Origin of the sequence: Streptomyces sp. NBC_00572 (genome assembly GCF_026341815.1) — a bacterium.
Taxonomy (GTDB): Bacteria; Actinomycetota; Actinomycetes; order Streptomycetales; family Streptomycetaceae; genus Streptomyces.
In genome coordinates this window covers 3,586,638-3,599,868 of record NZ_JAPENX010000001.1, presented here as the reverse complement: position 1 = coordinate 3,599,868, position 13,231 = coordinate 3,586,638, and the positions used below count along the sequence as shown (strand labels likewise).

Below are 13,231 nucleotides of genomic sequence, written 5' to 3'. Positions count from 1 at the left end.
GTCGAGTTCGTCGACGAACACGCCGAGGCCCTTGAGGCGGACCTGCTCCGCTACTACTCCATCGATCTCCTCGACTGGCACCGCGGCACCCTCTCCAGCCGCCGGGTCCTGGCGCTGATCAAGAACCTGCCGCAGGACAGCGCCGTCCAGCGGGAGCTCCACGGCGAGTCCGCGGAGTGGTCGATCACCGATCACCTGCTGGCCGCCACGGTGGACCATCTGGCCGTCGCCAACTGGATGTTCCTGTGCGTCAACGGCGGCGAGGACGGCGACCAGCCCGATCCGCCGGAGCCCGTTCCCCGGCCGGGCGGTCCGGACCGGGACGACGACGGCGCGGACACCGACGAGAACGGGCGGAGCGCGCGTGCCGAGGAGAGCACGGACGTGTCTCCCCATGCCCTCGCCCGGTTCTTCGGGTGACCCCGCGGCCCCCGGAGGCCGTTCCCGTCAGGGAGCGGACTCCGGGGGCGCTTCCCGTGCTCGCTCGCCGGAGAGTTCCTTCTCCAGGGCCTTGGCGCGCTCGGACAACGACCCCCGGCGCCCCTTGCCCGGACGCGGCTCCGGGTCGGCGGCCTCCTGGTCACGGCGGTCGGCGTTCGGGCCGTTCTGTACGGGTACCCCGGCGAGCGGCGGCACGATCGGGCGTCCGCCCTTGCCGCGGACGACCTTCCGTACCGGCTGGGCGCTCCTGCGGGTGCGGCTCTCCTGGGCGGTCAGGAGGACGTCCGGGTCCGAGCCCGGATCGGGGCCCGAGGTGTGCTCGGGTTCCGGTTCGGGCCGCTGTTCGAACAGCTCGCGTTCCCTGCGTACCCGCTCCTCGGCCTCGACCACGGCGGGCGGCGGTTCGAGGAGCCGGGCGAAGGGCAGCGCGATGACCCGGGCGCCGTCCTGTCCGCCGTCGATCCGGCGCTCGGGCCGGCGGATTCCACGCGCGTCACCCTGGCCCTGGGAGTAGGCGTCGGCGACGCGCTTCTCGTATTCCCGTCGTATGCGCGGGAGTTCGTCCGACACCGCTTCGGCCCAGCCCGCGGTGAACGCGGCCGTTTCCCGGCGGTCGACCTCGGACCGGGGCATCACGACGAGGTCCTCGGTGGCGTACCCGTGGACCAGGACGAGCTCGGAGAGGCGTGCGAAGAGATGGGGCAGATCGGGGTGGGACGCGAGCCAGTCGACGACTCGCTCCCGCCGGTTGGCTCCCGGCTCCGTTTCCATGCGTCAGCACTGCCTTCCAGCCCCCTGGGGTCCCCGCGCGCCCCTCGCGCCCCCGCGCCCCGAGGTGGTCCGGTCCGGAGAGCGCCTTCCAGGTTACCCGGTCGAACAGAAGGTCCGATCAGCCGCCAACCCGTTCGGGAATCAGGCAAGAAGACACGCCGTCAGACGTTTCCCGCTCGACAAACCCCGAACAGGTGTTCCACACTCTGTTCGCACAAGAGTTCGAACACGTGGTGCCCCCGCTCCTCTGATCCGCGGCGCCGCCACACACGCACGGGCAAGCAACCGGAAGGCAGGCGTCCATGACCCAGCAGGCCGAGGCATCGCGACCGCAGATCCCTCTCCAGGACCGCCTCCGCCAGCTCCTCGACGGACCCACCGCCCTCGACAAGAGAGCGTTGCTCGGCACGCTGTACGCCGAGGTCAACCGGCGTGAGGCGGTCGCCTACGCGGCCGGCTGGAACGACGCCCTCGCGACGGTGCGGCGCGGCCCGCGCCGCACCGAGGACGCCTAGCCGGCCTCCCGCTGCCCCTACGAACGAGCCCCTGCCGGGACCGGCAGGGGCTTTTCGGCGCTTGGCCGTCACCGGCCGGAAGCGGAGTGACTCATGGCAGAAGTGACAACGGAGGATCTGTCGATCCAGATCGGCAGCCTCCGGCACTACCTCACGAAGGTCGACCACAATTCGCTGCCCACCACCGAGTGGATGAAGCAGCAGCTGGCACCCGTCAACAAACTGATCGAGGACCTCAAGGCGGAGCAGGAGAAGGTCGCCGAGGAAGTCGTCAAGGCCCCCTGGGAGCAGGTCCTCGAACAGCTGGGCCTCGGCTCCGTGGCCGAGATCATCAAGAAGTTCTCCGAGGAAGGCATCATGGCCGCCGTCGGGGCCGCCTTCGTCGCCCTCGGCGGCATGATCGTCCCCATCCTCCTCACCGCGCTCGGCGCCTTCATCGTCTTCCAGCTGCAGAAGTGGCACGCCGGCAGGAGCGCCACCAACGAGACGTTCGGCCCGCGTGCGGACGGCAGCTTCGGCCGACGGAACTTCTCGGAGATCGAGGCCGAGAGAAACGGCGTCGCCCCCGGCGGCATGGCCGACATCCCCGCGGACGCCAACTTCGACGAGCTGCGCGGTCAGCTCGAACGGCTGAACCCGCACCTCGCGAAGTTCAACCTCCACGCCCCCTCGTTCGTCTCGAACTTCCGCAAGATGCCGACGAAGGGCGCGGCCGCGAAGGCGGACGTCGTCGAGAAGATCGCCCTGGCGGTCAAGGAAGTCGACCACCAGAACATGGCCCTGGTCGCCAGCGGCATGGGCAAGATCAACGGCGCCGTGAAGAACGCGAACCCCCGGAAGACCTCCTCGTTCGCCAAGGCCATCGGGAAGCTCAAGCTCGCCATGGACGGCCTGGAGGTCGACAAGGTCCCCAAGGCCGGGACCCTCGGCCAGGCGGCCGACAACGCGAAGCGGCTCGCCGACAACACCGGGACCCTCGCGCAGAAGATGCGCGACTTCGCGGCCACGGTCCGCAGCATCAACGACGAACTCGGCGCCACCGCCTGATCCCCACCCCACCGCGAAAGGAGGTACATCCATGTCTCTCGTCAGAAACCTGAAGAACGCGTCCACCGCCCTCGGCAACCTCAAGACGCAGGCGTCCAACGCCGGCACCTCGGTCAAGAAGGTCGGGGACGCCGGCAAGTCGGCATCCGGCCAGCTCAAGACGCTCCGTACCAACGCCCAGGGCTCCGGCACCCAGCTCAAGAACCTCAAGACCGCCTCGGAGCAGGCCGAGCGCGCCATGAAGAAGGCCGGCGACACCGCCCAGTCGGCCGGCGGCAAGCTCGGCAAGTACGAGTCCGGCGCCGGCAAGGCGGCCAAGGGCCAGGACAAGCTCAACCGGTCCATGAAGGGCAACTTCCTGGTCCGGCTGCTCGAACTCTTCATGCCGCTCATCGAGTCGATCGTCGAGATGGCGTTGCGCTCGAAGACGATGCAGACGGTCCTGAAGAAGGCGTTCAGCGCCATCAAGACGGTGATCAGCTCCGTCATGAAGGCCATCGGGCCGATCATGCAGAAGGCCGGATCGCTCATCAAGACGGTCTGGAACGGCATCAAGAAGGCCATCTCCACCGTCGTCAAGGCCGTCGCGACCGTCGTCAAGACCTACGTGAACATCTGGAAGACGGTCATCACCACGGTGATGAAGGCCATCAAGACCGTGATCAGCACGGTCTGGAACGGCATCAAGGCCGTCATCACCCCGGTGGTGAACTGGATCAAGTCCGCGATCCCGAACGCGTTCACCGCCGTCAAGGACAAGATGTCGTCCGTCTGGAACGGCCTCAAGGACATCGCGTCCCGGGCGTTCAACGGCATCAAGGACGGCGTGAAGTCCCCGATCAACGCCGTCATCGGCCTGATCAACGGGATGATCGGCAGCCTGAACCGGGTGAAGGTCAGCGTCCCCGGATGGGTGCCGGTCGTCGGAGGCAAGACCTTCGGCGTCAACATCCCGACCATCCCGATGCTCGCCACCGGTGGTGTCGTCATGCCCCGGCACGGCGGTGTCCCGGCGATCCTCGCCGAGGCCGGCGAGGCCGAGGCCGTCCTCCCGCTCTCCAAGCTGGACCGGCTCCTCGCCCAGACCGCACGCCGTGCCCGCGCGGCCCAGGGCAACCAGGCCGTGGGCGCCGGTGCCGGACTGCACATCGAGCACTACCACGCGGCCCGGAACAGTGACCCGCACGCGACCGCCGACGCGCTCATGTACCTCGTGAAGGCGCGTGGAGCACGCGCATGAGCGCCGTGGCCCCGGGCGCCATGCCGAACTTCCGGGCGGTCGTCCCGACGGTGAGCTCCCTGTCACGAGGGCTCGGTGACGCGAGGGGCTCGCTGCGGCGGTTCTCCCAGAACGTCCGGCAGGCGACCGGCGGGATCGGCGGCCTCGCCACCGTCCTGCGCACGAGCGACACCGCCCTCAAGAGCCTCGGCGGGAACGCCTCCGGAGCCTCCACCGCCATGGGCCGGATCCGCAGGTCCACCGCACCCGCGGGCGTCCGGCGGATCGGCACCGCGGCCGGCAAGGCCCGTACCGCCGCCGGAAAGATCGGCACCGGCGCGGGCGTGGCCCTCGGCATCCTCCTGCCGCTGCTGCCCATCACCGACGTCATCACCGGTCTCATGGACACCTTCGGCACCGTCATGACCATCGCCTCCCTCGCCATGACAGGCGTCAACGTCGCCATGCGGGCCAACCCGCTCGGCTTCCTCGTCGGCCTGATCGTGCCCATCGCGGCGTACCTGATCGAACTCGCGGTCAACTCCGAGACCGGCCAGCGGCTGATCAAGCAGGGCATGCAACAGGCGCTGAAGGGGTTCCAGGCCGTCTGGAAGTTCCTCCAGCCGATCATGAGGCTCCTCGGCCAAGCCGTGGGCACCTACTTCAAGGCCTATCTGACCCTGTTCAAGACCGCGCTCAAGATCGTCGGCGCGGCCATCGAGGGAATCTCCAAGCTCCGCTCCACCGTCTCCTCCGCCACGAACGCCCTCCGCGGCATCGCCTCGAACACGATCGGCGGCATCAAGAGCGCCGTCCAACCGGTCGTCACCTGGGTCACCGACAAGGTGCCCGGGTTCTTCCGTACCGCCAAGGACGCCGTGAGCAACGCGATGCGCGGCATCGGCGACCTGGTCAAGGGCGCCCTCAGCGCCGTGATCGGCGTCGTCAAGGGGCCGATCAACGGTCTGATCGCCTTCGCCAACTGGATCATCGACGGGCTCAACAAGCTGAGCTTCGAGATCCCCCTCACCGGCAAGAAGTTCGGCGTCGAACTCGACAAGCTCCCCATGCTCGCCGAGGGCGGCATCGTCTCCCCCGGCTCCGCGGACGACTACCGCATCGACTCGCTCGCGCAGCTGGAGAACCGCCGCATCCCGGCCCTCACCGAGACGCCCCGCCCGCCGCACCGCATCCGGGACTTCCACGAGGAGCCCGGCGCCGGCCCCCGGTCGACCGCCGAGGACCTGCTCTTCCTCGCGGCCGCCCATGCCTGAACGCGCCCCGGCCGACCGCGCCCCTGCCCCCGCCATGTCCGACCGCGCTCCGTCCGACCCGGCCATGCCTGACCGCGCCACTCCCGGCACACCGTCCGAAGTGCGCGCCCCATCCGAAGTGAGGTGACGGCCCCATGGCCGAGACCACGACCCCCTACGCCGGAAGCAACTTCACCGCCGACCTCGCGCCCGGCTCGCTCATCACCCAGGACGGGCAGATGCAGTGGGCCGGGCTTCTCATCGGGCCCGGCACCCCGTTCGCCGTCGACAAGTCCGGCCTGTCGGGCTGGGAGGACCTGCCCGAGTACGACTCCTCGGACGCCGACCGGCCGACCTCCCACGGCGCCTGGCCTGGCTCCCGGTACGCCAAGCCGCGCAAGGTCGGCGGCACGATCGTGCTGATGCCGGAGTGGAACCAGGCCACCGAGGCCGTCCGCGCCCTGCGACAGTCGCTCGCCCTGCTCGACGAGGAGCGCTGGCTCACCGTCCGGCTGCACGGCGAGATGCTCGCCGTGCGCGCCCGGATCGCGCAGCGCGTGGTTCCCGCGGACCAGGGCTTCGCCACCCAGGGCAGCTCGCGCATGTCGATCCAGTGGCTGGCCTCCGACCCGCGCCGGTACGTCGTCAACGAGCAGCTCGCCACCGCCACCGCCCCGCAGCCGGAGTCGGGCCTCACCTGGCCGCTGATCTGGCCGCTCTCCTGGGGCCAGGCGAAGAGCACGGGCGACGCCGTCGTCGAGAACATCGGTTCCGCCCCGGCGCACCCGGTGATCGTCTTCCGCGGCCCCTGCTCCATGCCGACCGTCACCGAGCGGACCAGCCGGCGGCGACTGCGGTACGGGATCGATCTGGCGGCCGGCGACGAGCTCGTCATCGACACCCGCGCCGGCACGGTCCTGCTGAACAACTCGGCCTCCCGGCTGCACACCGCGATGGCCGACTCCAGCCCGGAGGAGCTCTTCGTCCTGGACCCCGGCCGTACGGAGCTGTCCTTCCGGCCCGACGAGGCGACCGAGGACGCGCTGATGACGGTGCGCTGGCGCAGCGCCGAATGGTGACCTGCGCCCGCACGGTGACCGGCCGCCGCACGGTGGCCGGTCACCGAACCGTTCCTTCCCCCCGGAACCGAACCGTTCCCTCCGCCGGACCGGGAGCAGCCGGACCGCGGCCTTCCCCCGACGCCACGACCCCCTTCTCGGAGAGGTGACCCCATGACCGTACGTGCCGCTTGGCTCCAGCCCACCGGCCAGACCCGCGAGGACACCCGTCTGACCCTCGCCGCTCTGCTCACCCCCAGCGGGCAGAGCGCCGAGGAGACGCCACTGCGCTCGCGGCCGGGCATCGTGCCCGGCGGCTTCGTCCTCGCCGCGTCGACGCCCATGCAGTGCACGATCGGCAACGGTCGCGCGATCGTCCAGGGCAAGGACACCGCCCAGGGCGCCTACCTCGTGGCCGTGACCGCGCCGGAGATCCTGACCCTCGCGGACGGCGACCCGCAGTACGACCGGATCGACCTGATCGAGCTGGCCGTGGTGGACGACGCCTACGACCGGACGGGCGCCACCGAGGCGGTGGTCCGTCTGGTCAAGGGCACCCCCGCGGCCTCCCCGACCGCCCCTGCGAGCGGCCCCGGCAGCACGATCCCGCTGTACACGGTCCTGGTGCGCAAGGGCACGTCCGCCGGCACCGGCGGTGTCCAGTGGAGCACCGCCGATGTGACCACCATGCACTGGCCGGTCGTCGCCCTCGGCGGCATCATGCCCACCAGCGGCTACAAGGGCGCCTACGTCGGCCAGTACCGGGACGCCTCGGGCCTCCTCCAGCGCTGGGACGGCACGACCTGGGTGTCGTACGCCAAGCCCATCGGCGGGATCGCCCCCAACGGCACGGTGACCACGGGCAGTTACGTCGGTCAGTACCGGGACAACGCGGGTGTGCTGCAGCGCTGGGACGGCACGGCCTGGCAGTACGCCGAGGGCAAGTCGTCGATCCTGTTCAGCGTCTCGCAGACGGCGCAGTCCACCGTCCCACCCAACACGTGGTACACGCTCGGCTTCCAGACCGTCGACGTCGACGACGCGGCGGGCTGGTCCGGCGGCTCCTACTACCGCGTCCCGCGGACCGGCTGGTGGCGCCTCTCCGCCCACGTCGCCTGGGCCCCCGACTCCTCGGCCGGCATGCGCGGCGCCCGGATCCTCGTCGACAGCGTCGGCGTACCGCGCTGCACCTGGCTGACCCCGGCCGGCGCCGGCGCCGTGGTCGTCGGCGGCCAGGGCCTGATCAAGCTCAACGCCGGAAGCATCATCCAGGTCGCCGCCTACCAGACCCACGACGTGGCGGTGAAGACCCTCGGCGGCTCGGGCTACGCCGGCAACCTCTCCGCCGAGTGGATCAAGTCCTGACCCCCACCCCCTCCCTGTCGAACGGAGAAACCCCATGAACCTGCGCAGCAGCTGGGTCGCCGAGACCGGCCAGACCCGCGAGGACACCCGCCTCACCCAGACCGGCGTGACCACCCTGACCAACCCCGTCCAGGTCCGCTCCGGCGTCCTGCCCGGCTCCTACGACGGCCTGTACCGGCTGTCCGGCTTCTGGACCTTCGGCTCGGCCGCGATGACCGCGACCGTCTCCGAGGGCCGGGCCGTCATCCAGGGCGAGATCTCCCAGGGCGTCTACCCGGTGACCCTGCCGACGTCCGAGGCGGTCACCTTCGCGCCGGGCGACGCCCTGTACGGCCGGATCGACCTGCTCGTGGTGAAGATCTACGACAACCTCTACGACTCCTCGAACCGCAACGAGGCGAAGATCGAGATCATCCAGGGCGTCCCGGGGCAGACCCCGCAGGCCCCGGCGGTCCCGCCGCGCAGCCTCCCGCTGTACGAGGTGACCGTCCCGGCCGGCGCCAGCGCGGGCAACGGCGGCATCCCGTGGGCCTCCTCGCTCAAGGACCTGCGCACCCCGGTCGTCGCGCTCGGCGGCATCCTGCCCGTCGAGGGCCCGGTCCTGCCGGGCGCCTACCCGGGTCAGTACCAGGACTCCGGCGGCGCCCTCCAGCGCTGGGACGGCGGCGCCTGGGTGTCGTACCCGTCCGCGCTCGGCGGCATCATCCCGAACTCCGCCTCCACCACTCCCGCCAGCTACACCGGCCAGTACCGCGACACGGTGGGCGGCCAGCTCCAGCGGTGGAACGGTACGGCGTGGGTGCCGGTCGTGACCGGCCCGTACTACGCCGACAACACCGACTACGGCGACACCACGTCGACCACGTACACCCCGACGCTGGCCGCCCGCGCCACCAACCCGATCGCGCTCACCTTCGTCGCCCCGCCGTCGAAGTCCGTCCTCGTCACCTTCGGCGCCCGGATGAAGTCGGCCAACACCCACTACGGGTTCATGGCGCTCAAGCTCACCCAGGGCGCCACGGTCGTGAACGACCTCAACGACGAGTACGCGGCGATCGTCGCGAGCGACACCACGGTCTCGGTCTCCGCCATGCGCCGCCTGTCCGGGCTGACAGCGGGCCAGAGCTACACGTTCACGGCCTACTTCAAGATCGCGCCCAACACCACCTCCATCAAGGCCGGCTTCGACAACACCTTCATCCGCGTCGACCCGCAGTTCTGACACCGGCCCACCCACCCGACAGGAGAATCCCATGGCACTCCGCAGCGGCTGGCTCCCGCCGACCGGGCAGACCCGTGTCACGACCCGCCTCACCGCCCACGGCGCCACCACCCCGGTCAACCCGCTCGCCTCGCGCTCCGGCATCCTGCCCGGCTCGATCGAGGGCCAGTACCGGGTCGGCGGCCTCTCGATGACCTCCAGCGGCCCGATGACCGCGACCGTCCACCACGGACGCGCGGTCATCCAGGGAGCGGACAACCAGGGCGCCTACCCCGTCACCCTCGACGAGGACACCGTGGTCACCTTCGGCGACGGCGACCCGCTCAACCCCCGGCTGGACCTCGTCGTCCTGCGCGTGTACGACGACGAGTTCGACGCCCTGACCAGGAACGAAGCCGTCCTGGAGATCGTGCGGGGCACACCGAAGGCGGTACCGGTCGCGCCCGCCGCACCCCCGCTCTCACTCCCCCTCTGCCAGGTCAGGGTGAAGGCGGGCGCCTCCGCCGGCACCGGCGGCATCGACTGGGCGGGCGGGGCCCTCACCGACCTGCGCACCACCCTCGTCGGCGTCGGCGGCATCCTGCCCGTCTACAACAACGCCGGAGTGCCGGGCTCCTACCCGGGCCAGTACCAGGACAACGACAACTCCCATTTCCTCCAGCGCTGGGACGGCACCTCCTGGGTCGCGTACCCGAAGGAGATCGGTGGCGTCGTCCCCACCGGGACGACGCTCACCACCGGTGGCTACCCCGGCCAGTTCCGCGACAACGCGGGCGTGCTCCAGCGCTGGAACGGCAGCGCCTGGGTGAACTACCAGCCGCCCGTGGAGGTGGAGACGATCACGACGGGCGCGACCGCGCTCACCGGCTGGACGCTGATCTCGTTCAGCGCCCGCCGCACCCGCGGCATCGCCACCGTCACCGCCACCGTCACCCGCAACGGCGCCGACATCTACGCCAACAGCGCCGGCAACATCAACGACGAGCCGCTGTTGACGCTGCCCGTCGGCTGGCGCTGCGTCCTCGACCTGGAGGCCGCCGCCGGCGACGGCTTCGCCTCCGGAAGCGCCTACTTCTCCCCCAACGGACAGGTGGTGCTGCGCACCTGGTCGTCGAACGGCGCTCTCACGGCCGGCCGAAACGTCCGCGTCTCCGCCACCTACGTGCTGTGAGGTCCCACCGATGACAATCGACACGCCCTACCGGGCGATCTTCTGCGACCTGCTGACCGACACGACCCTGGACATCCTGCCGCTGCGGGACGTCCAGTGCGACGACTACATCGGCCGGGCCGGCTCCCTGTCCGGCACCATCCCGCTCTCCGACCGGGCCATCGCCGAGCGCGCCCACAAGGTCCAGGCGGGCCGCACCGCGGTCTATCTGGAGCGCGGCGGCGACCTGTGGTGGGGCGGCATCGTCTGGACGACCAACCTGCAGAGCAGCGACCGCGGGGTGCTGACCCTGGGCATCCAGGCCGCCACCTTCGACTCGTACGCGACCCGGCGCCGCATCCGCAGGCCGATCACGTTCAACCTGCCGACGGACCAGTTCGACATCGCCCGCACGCTCTGGGCCGACCTCTCGGCGGGCCTGGGCAAGAGCGGCGTCGTGGCCGGCACCGACCCGTCCGACATCCTGCGGACGGCGTCCTGGCGGTTCGGCGACGAGACCGTCTACCAGGAGGCGCTCGACCAGCTCGCCTCCCAGGCGAACGGCTTCGAGTACCAGATCCTGGTCTACCGCGACCCGACCGACGGCACGCGCGTGCGCCAGCTGCGGCTCGGCTCGCCCAAGATCCGTACCGGCGCGACCGACATGGTCTTCGACCGGCCCGGCACCATCCTCAGCTACTCGTTCCCCGACGACGCGACCCGGGGCGGCACCGCCGCCGTGGCCCGCGGCGCCACGACCAACACGAACGCCGCCTCGGAGTCCCGGCCCACCTGTTCCGAGGTGAAGCTCAGCCCGCAGCACGCGGACTGGCCGCTGGTCGACCTGTCCTCCGACCACAACGACATCAGCGACGTCGACACGCTCAACTCGCTGGCCCTGGCGCAGGTCACGGCGGCGAGCGGCTCCGTACTGATCCCCGAGATCAGCATCCGACTGGGTGGCGGAATCGTTCCGCCCGCCCTCCTCGGCCGTACCGCCAGGATCCGGATCACCGACGAGTGGCACCCCCAGGGGCTCGACGCCCGCTACCGGATCGTCGGCGTCAAGTTCCGGCCGCCGGAGCGCGGCCGCCCCGACACCGCCGAGCTCAGCCTTGAGGAGGCCTGATGGCCCAGCTGCCCGAGGACATCATCGACCGGCTCATCCAGATGGAGCGCCGGATCCAGGCACTGTCCACCGCGGTGAACACCCGCCCCCCGATCACCGAGGTCGTCAACGGCTCGCTCACCGTGCGCCGACAGCCCAACCCCGACGACCCGACGACCTCCGTCACCGTCACCCAGATCAACAGCAGCGGGCCCGGCTCCGCCAAGCCGGTCCTGCGGGTCAACGACGCCTACGGCCACGAGATCCTCTCGGACGACATCATCACCGGCGGTCTCGCCCGGCCCTGGCTGTCGATGCTCCCGCCGCAGGACCTGGCCTCCGCGAACTGGCCGGCCACCAGCGCCACCGGATGGACCACGATCGCCCAGTCCCAGAACCCGATCTGGCAGCCCAAGATGCGCCTGCGCATGCTCACCCGGGTCTCCGCCTCGGCCACCGGCCAGATCCGGGTGATGGTCAACGGCCTCCAGTTCGGCGCGACCGTCGCCGCCGGCACCGTCTTCGACACCACCGACCTGGTCACCGCCGACATGCAGACCAACTTCGGCAAGGACCTGACGGTGGAGATCCAAGGCATCGTGACCAGCGCCTCCGGCACGGTCTACGCCAAACCGATCCTGATGTACGGCCGCCAGACCTGACCTGCCCCACCCCCTGAGAGGAGCCACCATGATCCCCGACCCGAACCACCCCTGGGGCCTGCCCATCGACTACGCGGGCCGCGGCACCGTCACCGAGAACGGCCACACGATCGGCGTCCGCCTGTACGACAACACCCTCGGCGGCCCGCTGGAGCCCGACCCGATGACCGGCGAGTTCCCGGCCGTGTACGTCACCGCCCAGATCAGCGAGACCGGCGAGACCGGCGCCTTCCTCCGCGGCTACGGCCTGGTCACCGTCAACCCGGCCAACGGCAACCCGGCTGTGCCCGACCCGACCGCGGTCCAGCGGGCCGTCGAGGCCTCGCTCGCCGACTTCGAGACCCGTCGACTGGCCTACGCCGCGCTCTGCGCCGCCTGGGTCCCCGCCGCCCCCGAACCGGACCCCGAGCCGACCCCGGAAACGCCCGCGGCCCCGTAACCACCCCGCCGCTCACCCGTACGCCCGCCCTCCGTGCGGGCCTTTCTCATGTCCGGAGGACATCAGATGGCCACTCCCCTCCCCGCGGACTGGCTCGTCGCCGCGCTCCGCGCCGAAGGCGTCACCGTCGTCGAACACCCCGGCTGGCGCACCCACAACCGCAACCACGCCGGCGCCTGGGGTCCGGTCGCCGGCGTGATGATCCACCACACCGTCAGCTCCGGCACCACCTCGTCCGTCGAGATGTGCTTCAACGGCTACGAGGGCCTGCCCGGACCCCTCTGCCACGGCGTCATCGCCAAGGACGGCACCGTCCACCTCGTCGGCAACGGGCGCGCCAACCACGCCGGCGGCGGCGACCCGTCCGTCCTCCAGGCCGTGGTCACCGAGACGTACGGCGACCGGCCGCCGACCCCGCGCGCCCACCAGGGCAGCGAAGGCGCCGTCGACGGAAACTCCCGCTTCTACGGCTTCGAGTGCATCAACCTCGGCAACGGCTCCGACCCCTGGCCGGCCGCCCAGCTCGACGCCATCGAACGGGTCTCCGCCGCCCTGTGCCGGGCCCACGGCTGGGGCGCCAAGTCCGTCATCGGCCACCTGGAGTGGTCCGACTGGAAGAGCGACCCCAAGGGCTTCGGCATGCCGACCCTCCGCCAGCGGGTCCAGACCCGGCTCGCCAAGGACCCCGCGAAGAACACCCCCGACAGCGGAAAGCCCGCCGTCCCCCGCCTCCAGCCGTTCCCGGGCACCTCGTTCTTCCGCAAGGAGACGAGCTCCCCGGTCATCACGGCCATGGGCCGCCGACTCGTCGCCGAGGGCTGCTCCGCGTACACCGTCGGACCCGGCCCCCGCTGGAGCGAGGCCGATCGGCTCAGCTACGCGAAGTGGCAGCGCAAGCTCGGCTTCCGCGGCTCCGACGCCGACGGCATCCCCGGCGCCGCGTCCTGGAGCGCGCTGAAGGTCCCGCACACGAAGTAGCCA

At 70.8% G+C, this 13,231-nt stretch carries 14 protein-coding genes; 13 read left to right on the top strand and 1 reads right to left on the bottom strand.

Annotated features, from left to right (window positions below; translation table 11 throughout):
- Positions 1-60 precede the first annotated feature (60 nt).
- Positions 61-420 (top strand): hypothetical protein, encoded by a 360-nt coding sequence (locus OG514_RS16760; RefSeq protein WP_266900873.1) that lies wholly within the window; start codon positions 61-63, stop codon positions 418-420.
- Between the two features lie 27 nt (positions 421-447).
- Here the strand turns inward: OG514_RS16760 and OG514_RS16755 are convergent, their stop codons facing one another.
- Positions 448-1,212 (bottom strand): hypothetical protein, encoded by a 765-nt coding sequence (locus OG514_RS16755; protein ID WP_266895396.1) that lies wholly within the window; start codon positions 1,210-1,212, stop codon positions 448-450.
- A gap of 302 nt (positions 1,213-1,514) precedes the next feature.
- Between OG514_RS16755 and OG514_RS16750 the strand changes: the two genes are divergently transcribed.
- The 12 genes from OG514_RS16750 (at position 1,515) to OG514_RS16695 (ending at position 13,228) form a co-directional block, all read left to right on the top strand.
- The gene (locus OG514_RS16750) at positions 1,515-1,727 is read left to right on the top strand and encodes a hypothetical protein (RefSeq protein ID WP_266895394.1); all 213 of its coding nucleotides are present in this window, start codon (positions 1,515-1,517) and stop codon (positions 1,725-1,727) included.
- Positions 1,728-1,820: 93 nt separating this feature from the next.
- Positions 1,821-2,774: a hypothetical protein gene (locus OG514_RS16745; protein WP_266895392.1), complete on the top strand. Its 954-nt coding sequence runs from the start codon at positions 1,821-1,823 to the stop codon at positions 2,772-2,774.
- A 31-nt stretch (positions 2,775-2,805) separates the two neighbouring features.
- Positions 2,806-4,014 carry a phage tail protein gene (locus OG514_RS16740; protein WP_266895390.1) on the top strand — a complete coding sequence of 403 codons (1,209 nt, stop codon included), beginning with the start codon at positions 2,806-2,808 and terminating at the stop codon, positions 4,012-4,014.
- Positions 4,011-5,267: a tape-measure protein gene (locus OG514_RS16735; protein ID WP_266895388.1), complete on the top strand. Its 1,257-nt coding sequence runs from the start codon at positions 4,011-4,013 to the stop codon at positions 5,265-5,267. Before OG514_RS16740 ends, OG514_RS16735 begins: the two co-directional genes overlap by 4 nt.
- A gap of 134 nt (positions 5,268-5,401) precedes the next feature.
- Positions 5,402-6,325 carry a phage tail domain-containing protein gene (locus tag OG514_RS16730; RefSeq protein WP_266895386.1) on the top strand — a complete coding sequence of 308 codons (924 nt, stop codon included), beginning with the start codon at positions 5,402-5,404 and terminating at the stop codon, positions 6,323-6,325.
- A gap of 153 nt (positions 6,326-6,478) precedes the next feature.
- On the top strand, positions 6,479-7,669 hold the full coding sequence (locus tag OG514_RS16725; protein WP_266895384.1) for a hypothetical protein: 1,191 nt from the start codon (positions 6,479-6,481) through the stop codon (positions 7,667-7,669).
- 34 nt (positions 7,670-7,703) lie between these two features.
- Positions 7,704-8,891, top strand: coding sequence for a hypothetical protein (locus OG514_RS16720; RefSeq protein ID WP_266895382.1), 1,188 nt, complete (start codon positions 7,704-7,706; stop codon positions 8,889-8,891).
- A 31-nt stretch (positions 8,892-8,922) separates the two neighbouring features.
- The gene (locus OG514_RS16715; protein ID WP_266895380.1) at positions 8,923-10,062 is read left to right on the top strand and encodes a hypothetical protein; all 1,140 of its coding nucleotides are present in this window, start codon (positions 8,923-8,925) and stop codon (positions 10,060-10,062) included.
- Positions 10,063-10,072: 10 nt separating this feature from the next.
- Positions 10,073-11,170 (top strand): hypothetical protein, encoded by a 1,098-nt coding sequence (locus OG514_RS16710; protein ID WP_266895378.1) that lies wholly within the window; start codon positions 10,073-10,075, stop codon positions 11,168-11,170.
- Positions 11,170-11,811 carry a hypothetical protein gene (locus tag OG514_RS16705; protein WP_266895376.1) on the top strand — a complete coding sequence of 214 codons (642 nt, stop codon included), beginning with the start codon at positions 11,170-11,172 and terminating at the stop codon, positions 11,809-11,811. The genes OG514_RS16710 and OG514_RS16705 overlap by 1 nt, the downstream gene beginning before the upstream one ends.
- 28 nt (positions 11,812-11,839) lie before the next feature.
- Positions 11,840-12,250: an ATP-binding protein gene (locus OG514_RS16700; RefSeq protein ID WP_266895374.1), complete on the top strand. Its 411-nt coding sequence runs from the start codon at positions 11,840-11,842 to the stop codon at positions 12,248-12,250.
- A 66-nt stretch (positions 12,251-12,316) separates the two neighbouring features.
- Positions 12,317-13,228, top strand: coding sequence for a peptidoglycan-binding protein (locus OG514_RS16695; RefSeq protein WP_266895372.1), 912 nt, complete (start codon positions 12,317-12,319; stop codon positions 13,226-13,228).
- Positions 13,229-13,231 lie beyond the last annotated feature (3 nt).

What these genes read in the sequence shown, in the direction of transcription:
- OG514_RS16755 (WP_266895396.1), bottom strand. Translation starts at nt 1,212, where the DNA reads ATGGAAACGGAGCCGGGAGCCAACCGGCGGGAGCGAGTCGTCGACTGG.
- OG514_RS16750 (WP_266895394.1), top strand. Translation starts at nt 1,515, where the DNA reads ATGACCCAGCAGGCCGAGGCATCGCGACCGCAGATCCCTCTCCAGGAC.
- OG514_RS16745 (WP_266895392.1), top strand. Translation starts at nt 1,821, where the DNA reads ATGGCAGAAGTGACAACGGAGGATCTGTCGATCCAGATCGGCAGCCTC.
- OG514_RS16740 (WP_266895390.1), top strand. Translation starts at nt 2,806, where the DNA reads ATGTCTCTCGTCAGAAACCTGAAGAACGCGTCCACCGCCCTCGGCAAC.
- OG514_RS16735 (WP_266895388.1), top strand. Translation starts at nt 4,011, where the DNA reads ATGAGCGCCGTGGCCCCGGGCGCCATGCCGAACTTCCGGGCGGTCGTC.
- OG514_RS16730 (WP_266895386.1), top strand. Translation starts at nt 5,402, where the DNA reads ATGGCCGAGACCACGACCCCCTACGCCGGAAGCAACTTCACCGCCGAC.
- OG514_RS16725 (WP_266895384.1), top strand. Translation starts at nt 6,479, where the DNA reads ATGACCGTACGTGCCGCTTGGCTCCAGCCCACCGGCCAGACCCGCGAG.
- OG514_RS16720 (WP_266895382.1), top strand. Translation starts at nt 7,704, where the DNA reads ATGAACCTGCGCAGCAGCTGGGTCGCCGAGACCGGCCAGACCCGCGAG.
- OG514_RS16715 (WP_266895380.1), top strand. Translation starts at nt 8,923, where the DNA reads ATGGCACTCCGCAGCGGCTGGCTCCCGCCGACCGGGCAGACCCGTGTC.
- OG514_RS16710 (WP_266895378.1), top strand. Translation starts at nt 10,073, where the DNA reads ATGACAATCGACACGCCCTACCGGGCGATCTTCTGCGACCTGCTGACC.
- OG514_RS16705 (WP_266895376.1), top strand. Translation starts at nt 11,170, where the DNA reads ATGGCCCAGCTGCCCGAGGACATCATCGACCGGCTCATCCAGATGGAG.
- OG514_RS16700 (WP_266895374.1), top strand. Translation starts at nt 11,840, where the DNA reads ATGATCCCCGACCCGAACCACCCCTGGGGCCTGCCCATCGACTACGCG.
- OG514_RS16695 (WP_266895372.1), top strand. Translation starts at nt 12,317, where the DNA reads ATGGCCACTCCCCTCCCCGCGGACTGGCTCGTCGCCGCGCTCCGCGCC.